Here is a 21,794-nt window from a genome sequence, read left to right as displayed (position 1 = left end):
CATCTTGCTGTTAACGGTAGCGCTCTACGGAGAAATCCTTGGTTTCGATATCGGCTTTATCGCCCGCCATAATATCAGCAATTACTGCAGCAGAACCGCAACTCATTGTCCAACCAAGAGTCCCGTGCCCAGTATTCAGATATAAGCCATCAACACCGGTACGCCCTACTACTGGCGTGCCGTCTGGTGTCATTGGGCGCAATCCAGTCCAATAATCCGCTTGCGACAAGTCACAGCCTTGGTTAAATAGGTCACGTACCACGTGCGTAATGGTTTCCGTGCGTACTTTTGGTAAATCGAGGTTGTAACCATTTAGCTCTGCGGTGCCTGCAGCACGGATGCGGTCACCCAATCGCGTTACGGCCACCTTATAGGTCTCATCCATCACAGTAGATGCAGGAGCATAACTGGAATCTGTGATAGGCACGGTCAATGAGTAGCCTTTTACTGGGTATACGGGAATAGCAATATCAATGGTTTGTAACAACTCCTTGGAATAACTACCCATAGACACCAACACGGTATCGAATTCGAAGTCCCCTTGATTGGTTTTCACCGCACGAATTTTGCCGCCTCCAATGACAAGTCGGTCAATAGACAAACCAAACTGGAATTTCACCCCTAATTCATCACAGTGCTTCTTCAACTCTTGGCAAAAGATAAAGCAGTCGCCCGTCTCATCGCCAGTTAGACGCAAGCCACCCTTAAACTTATCAATGACAGGAGCAAGCCCCGGCTCAACATCAAGAATCTGCGCAGGTGTTAGTACTTGGTGAGGAACACCCAAGGCTTTCAGTACTTTAATGTCTTTTTCTGAGGCTTCTACTTGCTCGTCTTTGCGGAACAATTGAGTCAAGCCGCCCTGCCCATCATCGTATTGAATGCCAATTTCTTTACGCATCGCAATAAACTGGTCACGACTGTATTCTGCCAACGCCACCATGCGGGACTTATTCACGTCATAGGCTTTTTCTGTGCAGTTAGCGAGCATTTTGCTCATCCAGGCAAATTTTTTCAGCTCTGGATCAGCACTGATTTTTAATGGTGCGTGCTTTTGCATCAACCATTTTACCGCCTTAAATGGAATGCCTGGCGCCGCCCAAGGGGCAGAATAGCCAGGGGAAATTTGACCGGCGTTGGCAAAGCTGGTTTCCAGCGCCACCCCTTCCTGACGATCCATTACGGTCACGTCAAAGCCTTTTTTCGCCAAATAATACGCCGACGTTAACCCAACAACACCCGCTCCAAGAACGCAAACACGCATAACAACACTCCAAATTAAGACAAAGTCATATCGCCTATAATCACACAAGATATACAGTTTTATCATCTTATTTATTTTATTTTATAAGAATAAAAACCTTAATAATGGCAATTTTTAAGTTTTTTTAGAATAACAAGAAAGCCTTCTCTTAGCTTGCTAAAATAACCACATCGCTAACCTATACAGAGGTTCAAACATGCCAGGCACTCCTATTTCAATATTTGACCACGCATTGTCGTTTTTAAGTCACCGTGAACACAGTACTAAAGAACTGGCCACCAAGTTAAAAAGTAAAGGCCACCCCGAAGAGGACATCGCAGAGACCATTGCTAGATTGCAGGAAATGAACTACTTAAACGACCAACGCTTTGCTGAAATATTCGTACGAAGCCGAATAAGCAAACCTTTGGGGTCAAAACGCATCATGCAAGAATTGGGTCAAAAAGGCATTAACAGCGACATTGCAAAGCAAGCTATAGAAGAAGCGGACGCAGATTGGTTTGAATTGGCTAAGCAATTAAAAGAGAGACGCTTTGGAGAAGACGTTGTGACGGATTACAAAGAAAAAGCCAAACAGTTTCGCTATTTGCAATACCGAGGGTTTGACTTTGAACAAATACAATACGCGACCTCACCAAAGGACGCGTATTGACTAAAAAGCAATTAAGAGGGACGACAAGCTTAGACTTTAAACTTATCGCTGATACTTTTAATGACTTGAGCCTGCTCTTCAAGCAACTGCATTTGAGTGGCCGTTTTGTCTGCATCTTGCCCAATGTCTTTGGCCAATTCAGCGATACCCACAACGTTTTGTGCAATGTCGCTGGCCACATCCGATTGCTGATGAGCAGCAGTAGAAACCTGCACATTCATTTGCGTTAAGTTCTTAATGGACTCAGTACTGGAGTTGATAATTTCGCTAATTTTAGACATAGCATTGAGTACGCGCTCGCGACGCTCTAACGACCCTTGCATGTCTTCAGTGGCTTTCACCGCACTCACTTGAAGCTTTTCAAGAATGTCTTTGATTTCTACCGTGCTGTTCTGGCTGCGCTGGGCCAAGCCACGAACTTCGTCGGCCACTACAGCAAAACCACGACCCTGTTCACCGGCTCGTGCCGCTTCGATGGCTGCATTCAGAGCAAGCAAATTAGTTTGCTCTGAAATTCCTTGAATAACACCAAGAGCAACGTTGATCTCGCCCACATTGCCACCCAACACATTAATCGACTCTTCAACCGTAGTGAGCACAGAACTTAACTCGTCAAGCTGCTTGCTGGATAGCTGCACCTGATGCAACACCTCTTGAATTTCAAGCTCAGTGTTTTCAGCAGAACGCTTAGTTGACTCGGCGTGGCTGGCGATCTCATTAGAATTCGCTTTCATTTCTTCAATAGCACTGGCAACTAAATCGGTTTCACTGATTTGTCGATTTGATGCGTCGGTGAGAGCCTTACGCTGATCATTCGAGGTTACAGAAATAGACAAGAGGCTGCTGCTAGATTGCTTCAAATAACCAATGTCTTGCGCCATCGACTTTAAAAACACATTAAAGTCTTGGGCAATGTTATTCAAAATATCAATAGAGCTGTTTGGCAATGTTTTTGTTAAATCTCCTTGCCCACTGGCAAGATTTTTAACCGCCGAGCCTAGAGTAATAAGAGGCGTCAATACAGAACGAGAGGACAACAAAACAATCAAGGTCAATACACCGAAGAAAAATGCCAGCACCATTAATCCAAACCACTGACTAGTGGTTTGGATTTCGTCTACTTCTGCCGTAATGTCCGCGACAATTTTATCCGCACTGTCGATGTAAAAACCGGTTCCTAGCACCACATCCCACTTTTTAATATACACTGCGTAGCCATATTTTTTGCTTGCTTCGGTTTCACCCGGTTTAGGGAAATAATACTGACTAAAACCATCGCCTTTCACCGCCGCGTTGATTATGTCTTGCAGTAGGTAATTGCCATAGGCATCCTGCAAATTGTACAAATTGATGTTCAACTCACCACCAGCGCCATGCAGCAACCTCAAACCATCTGTCTTGTAGGCGTACAAGTACCCATCACCACCATCAAATTGATATTGGTTTAACATGTTTAACCCTGTCATCATGCCTTCTTGACCGGGCTTATTGATCTCAGACTGGATCATACTAATAGCCGAATCCATCACAGTCACCAATCTGTTTTTCTCTGTCTCGATAGTCGATTCAGCCACTAATCTTGATACATCTTTATTGACGGTATTCAATGTCTGAACTTGTGTTAGCGCACTCACAAAAGCGATGAGTAAGAATGGCCCGAATGCAAGTAAGTAAATTCTTAATTTCAACGATTTAAACATAGAAATAATTTTCCAATCTGAGAGTGTTGTTAATAAATTACGCAGCGATTTAAAAAATCAATTATAAGTAAATAATACGCCATAAACTTCTAAAACGTCTGTTTAGACTCGTTATGTTATGTAAGTTTCAAGAAAATTGATTTATATCAACCTCATCGTTTTGGTGCTAGATATTGCATCAACAACAAATACAAAAACGCGACACAGCAAATAAATATCAGCTTTTGAACTATCCGTATCAAGCCCCGTAAAATACAACTTTTTTGCACGTTTCATGCAATATAACTCCTTAAATTGTCGTTTTCACGCTCTCTGATGGCTGCTAAAGTCCGCGTCAATCCATTTTGGCGGTTTCTTTGCTCGCCAAGTGATACTAAACGCTCATCAAGAGCCGTATTTCCTAGCGCATCACTTCCTAAGGAAACACACAGCAGTTTGCTACGCAAAACCCATGCTTAAAACAACGAGAAAATAAAAGATGAACTTCGAAAAACTGGACAATGTCAGCGAAGAGCAATTGCCGATCGCCAAACACAAACGTCATGGCTGGAAGCACTTTTTAGGTTTGTTCGCAGGAGAACACGTTGCCGCAACGGAATTCGTTATCGGGGCGACTTTTGTAGCGTTAGGCGCAAAAACCACAGACATTTTGTTAGGCCTCTTAATCGGTAACATATTGGCGATTTTAAGCTGGACGCTGATCACTGCCCCTATTGCCACCCAAACCCGTTTGAGCTTGTACACCTATTTGGACAAGATCGCCGGTAAATCCATGACTAAGCTCTATAACTGGGCCAACGTTTTGATTTTCACTGTGATATCCGCGGCCATGATCACAGTATCCAGTACCGCGGTACGGTACCTATTTAATATTCCAGCGCAACTTGACTGGTACCCGACCGATCCCTGGTTTGTTCTGGTGGTATTGGCCGTCGGCATTGTAGTGGTATTTGTTGCCATGTATGGCTTTAAAGCCGTGTCTGAGTTTTCCGGTATTTGTGGCCCATGGTTGTTTGTCATGTTTGCCTCTGGCGCGCTGGTGATGATGCCCGCTTTGGCGGATGCCGTATTAGGCACCACTGTGCTAAGCAGTTTCAAAGACTTTATTGTTATTGGCGATCAGTCTATCTGGACCGGCGTCAACGCCCAAGGTGAGCCGGGCATCGGTCTTGTCGAAGTGATTGGTTTTGCTTGGGCGGCCAACACCATTACTCACTTCGGCTTAATTGACATGGCGTTGTTCCGCTATGCCAAGAAACCCATTTATGGTTTAAGTACCAGTTCGGGTATGTTGTTTGGCCACTTTGTCGCATGGATCTCTGCTGGCATCATGGGTGCAGGTACAGCCGTGTTGGTAAAGAAATCCATTATCGAGCTTGACCCGGGTGACGTGGCGTTTCAGGCCCTTGGCTTATCTGGCTTTGTGATTGTGATCATCGCCGGTTGGACAACCGCCAACGCCAACTTATACCGTGCAGGTTTGGCCGCTCAGGCCATTTTCCACACCTACTCAAGACGACAAACCACACTCGCTGTCGGTGTCGTTACTGTCATCGTGGCTTGCTTCCCCTTTGTGTTTAGTAAAATGCTGCCGCTGCTAACTTACGCGGGCTTACTGGTTGTGCCTGTGGGTGCCATCGTTTTTGCCGAGCATGTTATCTTTCCAAAAATTGGCTACAGCCGTTACTGGGTGAGCTACCAAAAACTGACTCACAGCACGCCCGCTGTAGCGTCTTGGGGAATTGGCTTAATATTTGGTTTTGGCTTAAACGCCATGGATGTGATTTCTTTTTATTACCTATTCTTACCCACTTGGGTCGTGACCATTGTGGTGTATACCTTACTTGCCAAACGTTACGGCGCGGATAAAGCTTACCCCAAAGAAAAGGCTGAAATGGAAAAACACAATCAATTGGTTGAGGCGTACCACGAACAACAAGCCAATAACACTGATCCATTTGTAGAAGACACTTCCGCTCTATCAAACGCTCTAAAAGCACTAAGCTGGATCAGCTTGGCCATCACTTTTGTCTTAGCATCTATCACTATGTTTGGTAGCCCTGACATGGCCAGCTATTTAGATAATCGTGACACTTTTTACCTTTATGGTTTTATCTGCACCGTGGTTTACTTCGTTGCAGCCTACTGGGTATTACGCCGTAAAAAAGCCCTTCAAACGGCGTAATTAACAACTCGAGAATGCACTATGAAACAATCCATGTTATTGAATCAAAACAATCTTCAGCATCTACCCGAAGGTGTTGATCGTCCGACCTATGACCGCAGCCAACTAACTGCAGGCATTGTTCATATCGGTGTGGGCGGTTTTCATCGCTCCCATGAAGCGTTTTACACCGATGAGTTGTTGGCCCAAACTGGCGCAACCGATTGGGGAATTTGCGGAGTAGGCTTACGCGAAGCAGACCGTAAAATCGCCGACGTACTAAAACAGCAGGATTACCTTTATACCCTGATCATCAAACACCCGGATGGTAAGGTCGAGCATCGTGTCATCGGCTCCATCGTCGACTTTATGTTGGCCGCCGACGATGCCAATGCGGTGATCAACAAAATGGCCGACGAATCTACCCGCATCGTATCGCTCACCATTACCGAAGGGGGCTACCATTTCAATGCTGCGACCAACGAGTTCGATTTCACTCACCCAGATGTGCAGCACGACTTAGCCAATCCTCAGCAACCCAAAATGGTGTTCGGCTACTTAACCGAAGCCTTACGTCGTCGTCGCGCCAACAATTTGCCGGCCTTTACCATCCAGTCCTGCGACAACATTCAACACAATGGCAACATGACACGCAAAATGCTGTTGGCATTTGCTTATCAGCAAGACGCCGAGCTTGCTCGCTGGATTGAAAACGAAGTGCGCTTCCCCAACGCCATGGTCGACCGTATTACACCTGTGACGACCATGAGCGATATTGCCGCCCTTGAAACTTCTGGCATCACCGACGCTTGGCCTGTGGTGTGCGAACCCTTCACCCAGTGGGTCATTGAAGACACTTTCGCCAATGGTCGTCCTCAGTGGGAAGACGTGGGTGCGCAATTCGTAGCGGATGTCACGCCTTATGAAACGATGAAAATTCGTTTGCTAAACGCAGGCCATTCTGTATTAGGCTTGTTGGGCTCCATCCATGGCCATGAAACGATCGATGGCTGCATTGCCGACCCCCTATTCGCGACCTATTTGCGCCGTTTTATGGACATCGAAGCCACGCCCGTTTTAGCGCCTGTGGAAGGCATTGATTTGGAGGCTTACAAAAGCGTATTAATCGAACGCTTCGGCAACCCGAATGTGAAAGACAACTTGGCGCGTATTTGCCTAGAAAGCTCGTCTAAATTGCCGAAGTTCTTGATTTCTACCATCATGGAAAACTTAGAAAAAGGCGGCAGCGTTCACTATGCAGCCTTGGTCATCGCCGCTTGGTGTTACTACTCAGACAAAGGAATGAGCAAAGACGGCGTCGCATTGGATATCGTCGATGAGATGAAGGCCGAACTGCACCAAGCCGCCATACAAAGCCAAGTGGATGGATTAGCATTTCTGAAAATCGAAAGTATTTTCGGTGATCTTGCCAGTAAAACTGCTTTCACCGAAGTTTACCTGCCTATGTTGGAAACGCTGTACCACAACCCGGACATTGCCCAGCAAATGCAAGCCTTGATCGGCGAACCAGAAGCGCTTACTGCCTAGTTAGCCACGCTAATAAAACAAAAGCCGATATTTCTATAGAAGAAATATCGGCTTTTTTATTTACATATTATTTCGCAGCGCGAGTTCATCGTCGCTGCTCTTGTTCTGATTCTATTTACTCAGCACTGTCTTGATCCGAGGTAATATCAGGGCGTTTTGGGAAAATACGACGCACCACCACGAAGAACAGCGGCACAAAGAAGATCGCCAATACAGTGGCGGTCAGCGTACCACCAACTATGCCAGAACCGATCGAAATTCGGCTGTTTGCCCCAGCACCAGAAGACAAAGCCAATGGCAAGGTTCCCACCATAAAGGCCATAGACGTCATAATAATAGGACGCAAACGCAAGCGCGCGGCCTGCGCGGCCGCATCCCACACGTTAAGCCCACGACGATAAGCCGCTTCAGCAAACTCGACGATCAAGATGGCGTTCTTCGATGACAAGCCAATGGTCGTCAACAAGGCCACTTGGAAGTACACGTCGTTTTCTAAGCCACGCAAATGTGCCGCTGCAGCCGCACCGATCACACCAAGCGGAATTACCAAAATCACCGAGAAAGGCACGGTCCAGCTTTCGTACAAGGCCGCCAAACACAAGAACACCACTAAAATGGAGATGGCGTAAAGCATTTGCGTTTGCCCGCTAGACAAACGTTCTTGGTAAGACAATCCACTCCAAGAGCCCATCACGCCGTTAGACATACCATCGGCCACCTGTTGCAACTCGTCCATCGCCGCCCCCGAGCTAACGCCGGTAGCGCCTGCACCTTGAATTTCATAGGAAGCCAAGCCATTAAAGCGCGTTAAACTTTTTGGCCCGTAAGTCCATTCGCTTTGCGCAAAAGCAGAAAACGGCGTCATGGTGTTGTCGCTGCCGCGCACATACCAATGTTGCAAGTCTTCTGGCGACGAGCGGTACTTGGCTTCACCTTGCATGTAAACGGTTTTCACACGACCACGATCGATAAAGTCGTTCACATACGACCCAGCCCAAGCGCTGCTCAACGTCGCACTGATGTCAGACATAGACAAGCCCAAAGCCGAGGCTTTTTCTTGGTCAATGTCGATGTGCAACTGTGGTGCTTCTGAGTTAGATCCCAAACGCACCCCTGTTAACAATGGGCTGGCGTTGGCGCTTTGCAGCAAAGCATCGCGCATTTCAAGCAAGGTAGCACGGCTGGTGTTACCCGATGCTTGCAACTGGAAAGTAAAACCACTGCTTTGTCCCAAGCCACGAATAGAAGGCGGAATCAGAGAGAACATTCTGGCATCACGAATGCCAGCAAATGCCCCATAAGAACGACCAACAATCGCGCCGGCGCTGTTTTGCGGCCCAATACGTTCACTCCAGTCTTTTAAAGCAACAAAAGCCATACCGGCATTTTGGCCACTACCCATGAAGTTAAAACCAGAAATCGTAAACACGGCTTTCACGTTGTCTTTTTCGGCGTTCATAAAGTGTGATTCCACTTCGCGCATTACCTTGTCGGTACGAGACATGCCCGCCCCTTCGGGTAAAGACACCATGACCATGACACGACCTTGGTCTTCGGTCGGCAAAAAGCCCGACGGCAAAGACGTCATCAGATAACTAAGACCTGCCACTATCGCGCCGTAACCCAGCATCCAACGCAGCGGCTTTTTGATCATGCCACTAACGCCACCAAAATATTTATTGGTCGCACGATCAAACGTGCGGTTAAACCAGCCGCCTAAACCTTTTTGTCCACCATGGTGGTTAGGCTTTAAAAAAGTCGCACACAAGGCGGGAGTCAAGGTCAAAGCCACCACAACAGACAAGGTCATTGCTGCCACAATGGTGATGGAGAACTGACGATAGATAACCCCTGTCGAGCCGCTGAAAAACGCCATAGGCAAGAATACCGCCGACAACACCACGGCAATACCAATAAGAGCACTGGTAATTTCTTTCATCGACTTGATGGTCGCCTCTTTAGGCGACAGCTTTTCTTCGGCCATCACACGCTCAACGTTTTCCACCACCACGATGGCGTCATCCACCAGCAAACCGATGGACAAAACAATACCGAACATGGTCAAGGTATTAATCGAAAAGCCAAATAGCTCCAACACACCAAAGGTACCCAGCAACACAACCGGTACAGCAATCGCTGGAATCAGCGTAGCACGCCAGTTTTGCAGGAAGATAAACATCACGATAATAACAAGAGCGATGGCCTCAAACAGTGTCTTCACCACCTCTTCAATGGAGATGCGAATAAAGCTGGTGTTATCAACGGGATAAGACAATTTGTAACCATCTGGAAGGTTCGGCACCAGCCCATCGAGCACGGTTTTCACACTTTCAGAAGTAGACAAGGCATTGGCGCCCGGTGCCAACATGACCGCCATACCCGATGCAGGGTGGCCATTCAAACGAGCAATGTAAGAATACGATTCGCTGCCCAATTCTACTTTACCCACATCACTTAAACGCACGGTAGCGCCACTGTCGTCGTAAGCCAAAATGATGTCGCGAAATTGATCCGCGGTTTGCAGTTTCGATTGTGCCGTGACTGTCACGTTCAGCTCTTGACCTTGCTCGACGGGATACGCCCCCAAACTGCCGGCCGCGACCTGGGTATTTTGTGCTGAAATAGCAGACGACACATCGGAAGGCATCAATTTATAAGACGCGAGCTTGAGCGGATCGAGCCAAATACGCATGGCGTATTCCGCACCGAATACCTGCAAACTTCCCACACCCTCTACTCGAGACACCGCATCTTGCACGCTCGATACCAGATAGTCGGAAATGTCGTTCGCCGCATCCGTGTCGGTTTCGTCGTATAACGCAGCCACCATTAAGAAGTCGGAGTTCGATTTCTTTACCGTCACACCGTTTTGCTGAACCGATGTGGGCAAATTGGACGTCACCTGCTGAATTTTATTCTGTACTTGAACCTGAGCAATATCGGCATCAGTGCCTTGTTCAAAGGTCACGTCAATGCTGGCTTTACCGGTCGAGCTGCTCGAAGAAGAGAAGTACAACAAACCATCTAAACCGGTTAATTGTTGCTCCAGTATCTGCGTGACACTGTTTTCCACTGTTTCTGCAGAAGCTCCCGAATAAGTGGTTTCGATGTTAATCGTCGGCGGTGCCACGTCAGGATACTGAGCCACCGGCAAATTTAAAATAGAGCCAAGACCCGCCAACATGATGGCAATGGAAATAACCCAGGCAAACACCGGTCGGTTGATGAAAAATTTAGCCAACATAATTTAGTTCCCTTGCGCTGCAGCGCTGTTTGCCGTGTCAGCAACAATGGCGCCGGTTTGGCTGTCACGTTTCATCTTAACCGTGGTGACTTCGCTGCCGGTACGTACTTTAAGCGAACCCTCCACAACCACTTTGTCGCCTGGCTCAATACCCGATAAAACCAACCATTGATTTGCAATGGTACGCTCTACGGTTAAACGACGCGTTTCTACCACATTGTTATCGTTCACGACCAAGGCAATCGGATTGCCTTTCACATCACGAGACACACCCTGTTGCGGCACTAAAAGTGCCGCATTGTGCGTCAATTCGTGGATAATACCGCGGACAAACATACCTGGTAATAATAGGTTATCAGGGTTAGGGAACTCAGCTCGTAGGGTCACACTACCGGTGGATTCGTTTACGCTGACTTCGCGCGCTTTTAAGGTTCCCTTGTACTCATAAGGTGTGCCATCTTCTAACACCAAAGACACCGTATTGGAGCCTTTCTCCACCCCTTCTTGGGCGAGGAAGTTACGCTGCTTCAGTTGGTCTAAACTGGTTTGCGCCAAATCGACAAAAATAGGATCTAACGAACGAACCGTGGTCATCACCGTTGCTTGGCTACCGGTTACCAAGGCCCCCACAGTGACTTGAGAAATACCGATTCGACCGTCGATAGGCGATGTTATCTTGGTGTAGCCTAGATTGATTTTTGCACTCTCAAGTGCCGCTTCAGAGCCCTTCTGTTTAGCAACGGCTTCTAAATAAGCCACTCGAGCATCGTCTAAATCTTGTTGTGATACGTTGTTTTGTTTGCGCAGCGCCGTGTAGCGTTCGTTTTTAAGTTGAGCGGATTTTAACCCCGCGTTCACCGACTCAAGATCCGCCTGCGCTTGCTTATAAGAGGAAACATAGGTGGAGTCATCCAGTTCGTACAAAACATCGCCAATAGCAACGTCTTGGCCTTCTTCAAAAAAACGTTTTTTGACGATGCCACCCACTTGAGGACGAATTTCCGCCACCAAGCTTGAAGTCGTTCGACCCGGCAACTCTGTCATTAAGTTGGTTTTTTGTGGCTCAATCACCACAATGCCCACCTCGACTTTGGGAGCGGGAGATGCGGCAGCAGCAGACTTAGACGTCTCCTCTTGACAGCCAGCCAGCAACAACACAAGTAACGCACTTGAAGCATATTTAAATTTAGACAACATTGAGGAGACTTCCTTTCGAAATATTGATAATAGTCAGTTATACGCACTCTAATCTAATCACTCACCCTAATACACGTTCAAACGTGCAAAGAAATGAGAAGCAGTCATATTCAGCAAAACGATGCAGATTTGGTGCCATAGCACTAAAAATTTGTAGAAAATGCTACTTTTTTGAGGATTTGAAAATCACCCTAATTTGTGGCCAACGACTGACCAGCATGGCAAAAAAGATCAAACCACAACCGATCACTTGCCCTGTGCCCATGGATTCACTAAACCAAAACGCCGCAAATATGGCCGTCCACACGGGTTCTAAATTCATAATCACTGCCGCATGGCTTACCGGCGTCAGGCTCATGCCATAGGTCTGCAATAAAAAGCGCAAACTAGTCGCAATAAATGCACTGGCTAATAACCAGCCACCCACCTCTAAACTAATAGTAGAAGGAATGGTTTCGAGGAACATCGACAACAGCAGCAGTAAACTTCCCGCCACACACAACTGTATCGCCGTAAGCACCAATGGATGCATGCCCATCGAAAAGCGCGACAACAGGTTAAACTGCAAAGCCAGGCTTAACGCCGCACTAAAGAAAAATAAATGAGCGACTTCAAAGCCAAGCTTGTTGGTTAAAGCCAAACAGGCCAAACCTGCAATGGCGAATGGCAAGGCTGCCCAAACGCTAAAAGGGGGACGCTGGGCGAACAAAAAGCGTGCAACCACAGGCACCAAAACGACCCCCAAACTGGAAATAAAAGCTCCAACACCTAGATTCGTACTCTTATCCAAGCCCGTGACCCAGAACATCATGGCAATGCCCATTACCACACCCACAAAGCTGGCTTGTCGCACATCTTGCCAATTCAGGCCTTTGAAAAACTTCATGCCGACCAAGAACACCACAAAGCCGGCTAATAAAAAGCGCACCGCCATGAAAAATAAAGGAGGTAAGCCGATCAACACTTCCTTGGAGAAGATCCAGCCTAGCCCAGCGAAAATACTCGCCATAACCAAAGCCAACTCGGCTTTACCGTGCATTCCCTGTTTCATATCACGTCCTTCATTAAAACTAGATGACCTATTTATTAAAACCACATGCCATAATGCAAAAAACCCACTTACCCAGAGTCATCTCCAGTTAAGCGGGTCTTTTTAACACAATCAGTGTGACGTTATCGGTTATTTTGCGACTTTAGGCCAAGAAAAAGCAATCGACAATAACCCCACAGCCGCCAGCAGCCAGCTGTATTGCACGTATCCCACAAGCGCCAAAGGCGACACACTGGCCAATGACGACGCCAATAAAATTTGCGCACCGTAAGGCAAGATGCCTTGCACCACACAAGAAAAAATATCCAATAAACTGGCGCTGCGCTTCGGGTCAACGTTGTAGCGCTGGGCAATGTTCTTGGCGACGGAGCCATTAATCAAAATCGATACCGTGTTATTGGCCGTGCACAAATTCGTCAGCGCCACTGCGGCACTGATACTCAACTCACCCGCACGGGTTGAGCCTGCTTTTGCGCCCAGCGCACTGGCGATTTTTTCAATGGCACCCACCAGCCAATTTAGCCCACCTTGAGTTTTCATCAGCGCCGCTAAACCGCCTATTAACAAGGACAGAATCAGAATCTCCTGCATTCCAGTGTAACCGGCATAAATGTCTGTCGACCAAGACGCGACAGAGTAATCCGCTTGCATAGTAAGGCCAATCACACCCGCTAATACAATACCGCTGAACAACACTAACATGACGTTCACACCAGCAATTGCTAACCCCAGAACCGCCACGTACGGTAAAACGCGAATCAATTCGTATTCTTGAATGTCAGTAATGGTTGCGCTGCTGCTTTGAAAATACAACCACACCAAGGTTAACAACGCCGCTGGCATGGCGATTTTGAAGTTCATGCGAAACTTATCGCGCATGTCACAGCCTTGGGTACGCGTCGCCGCAATGGTGGTATCCGATATGATCGATAAGTTATCGCCAAACATGGCGCCACCGATCACGGTACCCACTGTCAGCAAGAGCGGCAAATCTGCTGCTTCTGACACACCAATCGCAATTGGCGCGATCGCCGCAATCGTCCCCATGGAAGTGCCCATGGACGTCGCCACAAAGGCAGTAATCACAAATAACCCCGGCAGCAACAAAGAAGCGGGGATGATGCTCAAGCCAAAGTTGACCGTAGCGTCCACGCCGCCCACACTTTTTGCGACACTGGCAAACGCCCCTGCCAACAAATAAATTAAGATCATAGTAATAATGGTGTTGTCACCCACGCCTTTAATAAACACTTCAATGCGTTCATTAAACTGCCCTTTGCCCAGGAAAATAGCCAAGGCAATGGCAGGTAAAATCGCCACCGGCGCAGAAATTTGATAAAAAGCAAAGTCGACCCCTTGGGATTGATACCAAAGGCCACTGCCGACAAACAACACAAGAAAAAGTAACAGTGGCAATAAAGCCACAGGAGATTTAGAAGTCATAACGTCTGAGGTTTCCAGAATAAATGAGCCCCACAACTTATGATCGTGGGGGAATGTGGTCTTTGAAAAAAGAGGCGCAGATGATAAGCAAAACAAAATGCCTAGGCTAATAATAATTCGCGATGACGTTGACGCAAATCGTTATAACAAAAACAAAAAATAATTAATCTTTTTATGAAATAAAAGAATATATCTTTCTTTTGTCACAACGGCAGTTCATAGCCATACACGGCGTCTAATTTGCTTTGTATAAACTGAGGAAACACCCGTGAAACGGTTTTTAACGCACGCAGCTTGGCTTTGCCGAGAACACCACCGTGCATGTGATACAGGCCCGCATTGGCTTTTGACATGTTTTGTATCTTGGTCGCACGAGGTTTGCGCAACTGTTCGTACTGTCGCAAAGCATCGGGTAACGCAAAACGGGTTAAATAGTGCGCCAAGGCGTAGGCGTCTTCGATGGCCATGGCCGCTCCTTGCGCCATAAATGGCAACATAGGATGACAGGCATCGCCTAATAGAACCGCTCGACCTTGATGCCAACGTGGCAGCTCATCTCGTCCGTTTAGCGACCATAAAAACGTGCTGCTCGCAGCGCTCAGTAGTTCACTCACTTCAGGGTGCCAACCAGCAAACGCTCGCTGTAACTCTTTCACGTCGCCTTCTTCACGCCAGGATTCAGACCGCCAATCTTGACGTTCTTCCACCGCGACAAAGTTCACATACTCGCCGCCACGCAAATAATAGCTGACTAGATGACGACCCGGCCCCGCCCACACACAGGCATCGGGCTGAACATGAATGGACAAGTCGCTGACAGGAATAACGCCACGCCACGCTACTTGCCCCATAAACGTAGGCTGTTCAGGGCCAAGCATCTGCTCGCGAACGGAAGAACGAATACCGTCGGCGCCGATCAGCAATTCTGCCCAACATTCTCGACCATCTTCCATAACAGCACAAATACGCCCCGATAGCGGATCATCGTTGTAATGAGATAGAGCAGCCCCAAGCCAAATATCCACACCGGCGGCAGAACAGGCATCGACTAAAACCTGATGCAAATCCGCACGGTGCAAATGCCAGTAAGGGGCGCGATAGCGTGCTTCGGCCTGATCGGCCAGAGGCGCTTTTAAGTAATATTCACCGGTTTTGTAGTCGCGAATCGCGGCGTTTTGAGGAACAAAAGCGAGCGGTTGCAGTGCAGACTCAAGCCCCAAAGCGCGCAGCACTTTAAAGGCATTTGGGCTGATTTGTAAGCCAGCGCCCACTTCACCCAACCTGGTGGCTTGTTCACACATCACCACTTGCACGCCCTGTTTCGCCAACGCCAACGCCGCACACAAACCGCCGATACCAGCGCCAACCACAACAACACGACTTACCTGATTCACACCACTTCCTTTTTTCTTTTAAAGACATTGCAGCAGACGCCAAAACGGACAATGTAAATAGAATGTCTAGGCCAATATAGTAGCGAATTTGGTTGTAAATAAAACCGACTCAGATCAGTTCGCACCAAATAAAATGGCCGACCAATTATGCAAATAGTATGGCTCGATCCTTGCTTTATTGACTCAGTAGTGCGACAACACTATGCATAACCTAGCCAATAAAGTGATGATCTCACTAGGTTCCACCTTAAAAGTTAATAAGTCTCCCCAATGTGGGGCGGATGCACAAAAAGGGCGCAGTGACGTGTGCAAATTTAAAGCACCCACCTCCGGCTTGATAAAGAGAATGAGGTATACATGGATAAACTAACGAGCCAGTACCAATCATCTGTTTTTTTTGATGAACTGATCGATGACAAAGGCGCACCAAGGCCACCGGCCAAACAACTTTTAGGGTATTTGGACAGCCTTTCCGAAGAAGAGCTCGAAAAAAGACGCCTTACAGCAGAAGCCACGATTCAAGAAATGGGCATCAGCTTCACCGTCTACACCGAAGAAGGCAATATAGACAGAGCTTGGCCTTTCGACATTGTTCCTAGAACCATTGAAGCGTCTGACTGGAAAATAGCCGAAGCAGGCTTGAAACAACGCCTTACCGCTTTAAACCTTTTCATTAACGATCTCTACCACGACCAAAACGTCATCAAAGACGGCATCATCCCAGAACACATCATTAAAGATTCTAAAAACTTCCGACCTGAGTGTGTTGGCGTCACCCCTGCTTACGGCGTGTGGGCACACATTTGTGGTACCGATTTGGTTCGTGATGAAAACGGCGATTTTTTTGTTTTAGAGGACAACTTACGCGTGCCATCTGGCGTGTCCTACATGCTGGAAAACCGCGCTATTACCAAGCGCGTCTTGCCTGAATTATTCGAAAACGATGCCATTTTGCCGGTCGATTCTTACACTTCGCAGCTGTTCGATACCCTAGCGTCTTTGTCGCCACGAGATATTGAAAAGCCGGAAATTGTCGTTTTAACGCCTGGCATTTATAACTCAGCCTATTTTGAACACGCTTTTCTTGCCCAACAAATGGGCGCGGAACTGGTCGAAGGCAGCGATTTATTTGTCGATTCTGACGACTGTGTGTACATGAAAACCATCGATGGCCCAGAACGTGTCGATGTTATTTACCGCCGCATCGACGATCTTTTCATCGATCCTGAAGCCTTTGACCCAGAATCCGTCTTGGGTGTCGCGGGCTTAATGCGCGCTTGGCGTAATGGCAACGTTGCCCTCGCCAATGCACCGGGCGCCGGTGTGGCCGACGATAAGGTGGTTTACGCCTACGTGCCAGACATCATTCGTTATTACTTAAACGAAGAACCGATTCTAAACAACGTCGAAACCTTCTTGTGCGATGACCCAGAGCAACGGGCCTATGTATTAGACAACCTAGACAAGTTGGTAGTGAAACCAGCGAACGAATCTGGCGGTTACGGCATGCTGGTTGGCCCTCATTCCACCAAAAAAGAGCAAGCACTGTTTGCCGAGTTGATCACCAAAAACCCTCGTAATTACATTGCCCAACCGACGTTGAAGCTGTCTACCGCCCCAACGCTGATTTCAAAGGGGCTGTTGGAACCAAGACATTTAGATTTACGTCCTTTCATTTTGCAGGCCAAAGACACCTATGTGACCACCGGTGGCTTAACTCGCGTCGCAATGAAAAAAGGCTCCTTAGTCGTTAATTCGTCACAAGGTGGTGGTAGTAAAGATACGTGGATCGTGGATACGAAGGGGAATAAGAATGATGCTATCTAGAGTCGCAGAACGCCTATACTGGAGTGCTCGCTACTTAGAACGTGTGGAAAATACCGCCCGTTTGGTCAGTGTGTACGACGATTTGTTGTTTGATTTGCCCAAAGACATTGAAATGTCTTGGTTCAACTTAATCGAAATCATCCGCGGTGAAGAAACCTTTGAGCAACGCTATAAAGTCAAAGACGAACGCAACGTGGTGAAATTTTTATTGGCCGACGACACCAACTCAAATTCCATGTTGTCGTCGCTAAAAATGGTGCGCGAAAACATTCGTACTACTCGCGATGTCGTACCCAAAGAAACGTGGGAATTGGTCAACGAACTCGGCTTATATGCCCAGCAAAACATCAAGCTTGGCATCAATCGCTCCGAGCGCCATTTGTTCTTGAACACCATTATTGAAGGTTGTCAGAAAATTATTGGGCTTTTGGCGGGCGCCATGAGTCGAAATTCCGGCTGGCACTTTTTAATCATGGGACGTTATTTAGAGCGCGCCGACATGGGAACGCGTATACTCGACGCCGCCGTGTCCTTGATGCTGAAATCCGATCCAGACACACGACTCCAGCTCGGCCAAGTCACTTGGGCGAAAGTCCTCAAATCACAAAGTGCCTATTTTGATTACCGACGTACGGTGAGAACCTCTATTAACGGGGCAAAAGCCACCAAGTTTTTGATGAACGACGAGTTCTTCCCGAGAAGTTTGGCCTATTGCTTTGGGCAAATCGGAGAGTCTGCCACCAAGCTACCAAGAGCAGGGCTCATCACGGCGCAAATCGATAAAGTGCTCGAATTTAACTATCCGTTGGACAGCTCTGAAGATTTAAACGAAGCCTTCCACGATCATTTAAACGACATTCAAATCGCCATTATTGAAATAAATCACCAAATCACCGAAAACTGGTTTCATTTTCGGCAAGGAGACGCTGCATGACCATTAGAGTCGCGATACAGCACAAAACTACTTATGAGTTCGATCGTTTTATTAACGTCGCTCCTCATGTACTTAGGCTGCAACCCGCCGCCCACTCACGTACAAAGATTCATGCTTACTCATTGCAAGTTTTGCCGGAAACGCATTTCATCAATGTTCAGCAAGACCCATTTGGAAACTTTCAAACGCGTTTAGTCTTCCCAGAAAAAACCAACAAACTTGAGTTTTACGTGGAAGTCATCGCCGACATGACGGTAATCAACCCGTTCGACTTCTTCGTAGAAAGCTACGCGGAAGAGTTTCCGTTTGCTTACAAAAAAGAGCTCAAAAAAGAACTCGACCCTTATTTGCAAGTCACCGAATCCTGCCCGTTGTTAGACAAATGGCTGTCGACGGTCGATCGCAAAAGTACGCCGATCAACGACTTCTTGGTGGCGATCAACAGCCGTCTCGCCGCAGACATTGGTTACGGCATTCGTCTTGAACCGGGCGTACAGACCTGCGAAGAAACTCTGACACTGAAAAAAGGCTCGTGCCGCGATACATCTTGGCTGTTGGTGCAAATTTTACGCAGTCTTGGCTTGGCGGCGCGTTTCGCCTCCGGTTACCTTGTTCAGCTCACTTCGGATGTAAAAGCCCTTGATGGCCCATCGGGTCCAGAAGAAGATTTCACCGACTTGCACGCTTGGTGTGAAGTCTATTTACCGGGCGCAGGCTGGGTGGGTCTAGACCCAACTTCTGGCTTGTTCGCCGGTGAAGGTCATATTCCTTTGGCCTGTACACCAGAACCGGCCTCGGCCGCACCGATTACGGGTTTTATCGACGAATGCGAATGCGAATTCAGCTACACCAATATTGTCACGCGTATTCACGAAGATCCACGGGTTACCAAACCCTATGCCGATGGCGAATGGGACACCATTAAAGCGCTCGGTTATGCGGTTGATCAGCAGCTCGAAGACGGCGATGTTCGCCTTACTATGGGTGGCGAGCCGACGTTCGTGTCCATCGACGACATGGATTCCGAGCAATGGAACACAGGCGCACTGGGAGCTGAAAAACTCAAACTGGCCAAAGACTTATTGCTGAAAATGAAGCAAGAGTTTGGCGCCAATGGCCTGCTCCATTATGGTCAAGGTAAATGGTACCCAGGAGAAGAAGTACCACGCTGGGCACTGGGTTGTTTTTGGCGCACCGATGGCGAAGCCCTATGGGACGATCCAAAATACCTCGCCCGTGTCGATAAAAACTACCAGCATACCATCAAAGACGCACAAGCCTTTGGTGAGTTGTTGTGTGACAAGCTAGCGCTAGATAAGCGGTATTTGCAAAGCACCTACGAAGATACTTTGTATTATTTGTGGATGGAGCAATCCCTGCCGGCCGATGCTGATCCAACCAAAGCCGACCTAAAAGACGACCTAGAACGTCGTCGTTTAGCGAAATTGCTCAACCGTGGCCTAAGCACCACCACAGGCTATGTGCTACCGCTGGAATTCGACACTATCAACGAGCGCTGGAACAGTTCACTGTGGCCCATGCGCAGCGATGTAATCACTTTGGTTCCAGGCGACAGCCCGATGGGTTATCGTTTGCCATTGAATTCTTTGCCTGCGCAAGCAGAAGAAGACCGTATTCCTGAGCGTGACCCCTTCGACCCTCGTCAGCCGTTGGCTAACAAGAAAGATCACCCGGTACTCGACAGTGTGGCGAAACAGCATTTTGCTAAAAAACCGGTCGCGCCAGCGCCTGTTTTAGCACCAGAGAAGACCTTCAAAAACGTGATTCGTACCACCTTGTGTATCGAACCACGGGATGGACGCTTGCATGTCTTTATGCCGCCAATGACGCATTTAGAGCATTTCGTTGACGTGTTAGCTCAGCTGGAAAGCGTGGCTAAAACGCTGGAATTGCCGATCGTTATCGAAGGGTATGAACCGCCTAAAGACCCACGTTTACAGAAATTCTTAATCACTCCAGATCCAGGTGTGATCGAGGTGAACATTCACCCAGCGGCCAGCTGGAAAGAACTGGTTCACAACACCGAAACCTTGTATCACCAAGCCTATTTGTCGCGCCTAGGCGCTGAGAAATTCATGCTAGACGGTCGCCACACGGGAACCGGCGGTGGTAATCACGTCACGCTAGGTGGACGTACACCAGCGGATAGCCCTTTATTACGTCGTCCTGAATTGCTGCAAAGCTTGGTGACTTTTTGGCAACATCACCCTGGTTTGTCTTACCTTTTCTCTGGCATGTTCATTGGCCCAACCAGCCAAGCACCACGACCAGATGAAGGCCGCGACGAAGCACTTTATGAAATGGAAATTGCTTTCCAAAACATGCCAGAAGGTTTGGTCGACGAGCCTTGGTTAGCCGATCGTTTGATGCGCAACTTGCTGGTGGATATCACAGGTAACACGCACCGTTCAGAATTCTGTATCGACAAGCTATACGCCGCCGGCAGTGCCAGCGGTCGTCAAGGTTTGTTGGAATTCCGTGGTTTTGAAATGCCGCCTCATCCGCATATGTCTTTAGTGCAAATGCTGTTGTTGCGTTGTTTGGTCGCCCGCTTCTGGAAAGAACCCTACAAGAAACCCTTGGTTCGTTGGGGCACCAGCTTGCACGACAAATTCATGTTGCCGCACTTTGTTTGGCAAGATGTGAAAGAAGTTGTGGCGGATCTTCAGCGTCATGGTTTCCCATTCAAACTCGAATGGCTCGCGCCGTTTGAAGAGTTTCGTTTTCCTCATTACGGTCGCCAGCAAATCGACGACATGGAGATCGAACTGCGTTGGGCGATTGAACCTTGGCACGTATTAGGTGAAGAAATTACTGGTTCAGGTACGGCTCGCTATGTGGATTCTTCGGTGGAACGTCTGCAAGTTAAATTGTCAGGCTTAACTGACAATCGCTATGTATTGAGCTGTAATGGCCGTCGTGTACCGATTCGTTCAACCGGCCGTAAAGGCGAATATGTGGGCGCCGTGCGCTATAAAGCCTGGGCACCACCGTCTGCCTTGCATCCTACACTGGGCACAGACACACCATTGGTATTTGATCTGATCGATACTTGGAATGGCATGTCGGTTGGCGGTTGTACTTATCATGTGTCGCACCCTGGTGGTCGTACTTATGACAATGTACCGGTGAACAGCAACGAAGCCGAAGCGCGTCGGGTGAATCGTTTCTGGGATCATGGCTTTACTCAAGGGCCTTTGTCTCCACCACCAGAATTCAGTGCATTGCGCGCTTTTTATCCGAATGACGAGGGCCCAAGAGCCATGTCGCCACCGGCAGAAGAGCCAATGAATGAATATCCTCATACATTAGATCTAAGGAAGCAGTATACTGTGCTCTAATAATTAATTTTTTA

General features: G+C 47.9%; 13 protein-coding genes. 6 read left to right on the top strand and 7 right to left on the bottom strand.

Annotated features, from left to right (window positions below):
* Positions 1-10: 10 nt before the first annotated feature.
* Complete coding sequence (locus J9B83_RS12665) at positions 11-1,264, bottom strand: D-amino acid dehydrogenase (RefSeq protein ID WP_211537231.1); 1,254 nt, start codon at positions 1,262-1,264, stop codon at positions 11-13.
* Between the two features lie 196 nt (positions 1,265-1,460).
* Here J9B83_RS12665 and recX point away from each other — a divergent pair, with 196 nt between their 5' ends.
* Positions 1,461-1,916 (top strand): recombination regulator RecX, encoded by a 456-nt coding sequence (gene recX / locus J9B83_RS12660; protein WP_211537230.1) that lies wholly within the window; start codon positions 1,461-1,463, stop codon positions 1,914-1,916.
* Positions 1,917-1,945: 29 nt separating this feature from the next.
* Here recX and J9B83_RS12655 read toward each other — a convergent pair whose 3' ends face one another.
* Positions 1,946-3,616 (bottom strand): methyl-accepting chemotaxis protein, encoded by a 1,671-nt coding sequence (locus J9B83_RS12655; RefSeq protein ID WP_211537229.1) that lies wholly within the window; start codon positions 3,614-3,616, stop codon positions 1,946-1,948.
* A gap of 478 nt (positions 3,617-4,094) precedes the next feature.
* On the opposite strand from J9B83_RS12655, the gene J9B83_RS12650 reads away from it, so the two are divergent.
* Together J9B83_RS12650 and J9B83_RS12645 are read left to right on the top strand one after the other, a co-directional pair.
* Complete coding sequence (locus J9B83_RS12650; protein WP_211537228.1) at positions 4,095-5,801, top strand: purine-cytosine permease family protein; 1,707 nt, start codon at positions 4,095-4,097, stop codon at positions 5,799-5,801.
* 21 nt (positions 5,802-5,822) lie between these two features.
* Positions 5,823-7,328 (top strand): mannitol dehydrogenase family protein, encoded by a 1,506-nt coding sequence (locus J9B83_RS12645; protein WP_236037287.1) that lies wholly within the window; start codon positions 5,823-5,825, stop codon positions 7,326-7,328.
* Positions 7,329-7,443: 115 nt separating this feature from the next.
* On the opposite strand, the gene J9B83_RS12640 is transcribed toward J9B83_RS12645, so the two are convergent.
* The 5 genes from J9B83_RS12640 to J9B83_RS12620 form a co-directional block, all read right to left on the bottom strand.
* A complete protein-coding gene (locus tag J9B83_RS12640; RefSeq protein WP_328797736.1) occupies positions 7,444-10,572 on the bottom strand; it encodes an efflux RND transporter permease subunit in 3,129 nt (1,042 codons plus the stop codon).
* Between the two features lie 3 nt (positions 10,573-10,575).
* The gene (locus J9B83_RS12635) at positions 10,576-11,769 is read right to left on the bottom strand and encodes an efflux RND transporter periplasmic adaptor subunit (RefSeq protein ID WP_211537227.1); all 1,194 of its coding nucleotides are present in this window, start codon (positions 11,767-11,769) and stop codon (positions 10,576-10,578) included.
* Positions 11,770-11,932: 163 nt separating this feature from the next.
* Positions 11,933-12,820, bottom strand: coding sequence for a DMT family transporter (locus J9B83_RS12630; RefSeq protein WP_211537226.1), 888 nt, complete (start codon positions 12,818-12,820; stop codon positions 11,933-11,935).
* A gap of 129 nt (positions 12,821-12,949) precedes the next feature.
* Positions 12,950-14,263, bottom strand: a complete 1,314-nt coding sequence (locus J9B83_RS12625) for a Na+/H+ antiporter NhaC family protein (protein ID WP_211537225.1) — start codon at positions 14,261-14,263, stop codon at positions 12,950-12,952.
* Positions 14,264-14,466: 203 nt separating this feature from the next.
* Positions 14,467-15,657: an FAD-dependent monooxygenase gene (locus tag J9B83_RS12620; RefSeq protein WP_211537224.1), complete on the bottom strand. Its 1,191-nt coding sequence runs from the start codon at positions 15,655-15,657 to the stop codon at positions 14,467-14,469.
* Between the two features lie 357 nt (positions 15,658-16,014).
* On the opposite strand from J9B83_RS12620, the gene J9B83_RS12615 reads away from it, so the two are divergent.
* The 3 genes from J9B83_RS12615 to J9B83_RS12605 are packed head-to-tail and all read left to right on the top strand — an operon-like array spanning position 16,015 to position 21,780.
* Complete coding sequence (locus J9B83_RS12615) at positions 16,015-17,484, top strand: circularly permuted type 2 ATP-grasp protein (protein ID WP_211537223.1); 1,470 nt, start codon at positions 16,015-16,017, stop codon at positions 17,482-17,484.
* On the top strand, positions 17,471-18,418 hold the full coding sequence (locus J9B83_RS12610) for an alpha-E domain-containing protein (RefSeq protein ID WP_236037286.1): 948 nt from the start codon (positions 17,471-17,473) through the stop codon (positions 18,416-18,418). The genes J9B83_RS12615 and J9B83_RS12610 overlap by 14 nt, the downstream gene beginning before the upstream one ends.
* Positions 18,415-21,780 (top strand): transglutaminase family protein, encoded by a 3,366-nt coding sequence (locus tag J9B83_RS12605; RefSeq protein ID WP_211537222.1) that lies wholly within the window; start codon positions 18,415-18,417, stop codon positions 21,778-21,780. Before J9B83_RS12610 ends, J9B83_RS12605 begins: the two co-directional genes overlap by 4 nt.
* The last annotated feature ends 14 nt before the right edge of the window (positions 21,781-21,794 follow it).

This window comes from Marinomonas vulgaris (assembly GCF_018145875.1).
Taxonomy (GTDB): domain Bacteria; phylum Pseudomonadota; class Gammaproteobacteria; order Pseudomonadales; family Marinomonadaceae; genus Marinomonas; species Marinomonas vulgaris.
This window is presented reverse-complemented; position numbering and strand designations above follow the sequence as displayed.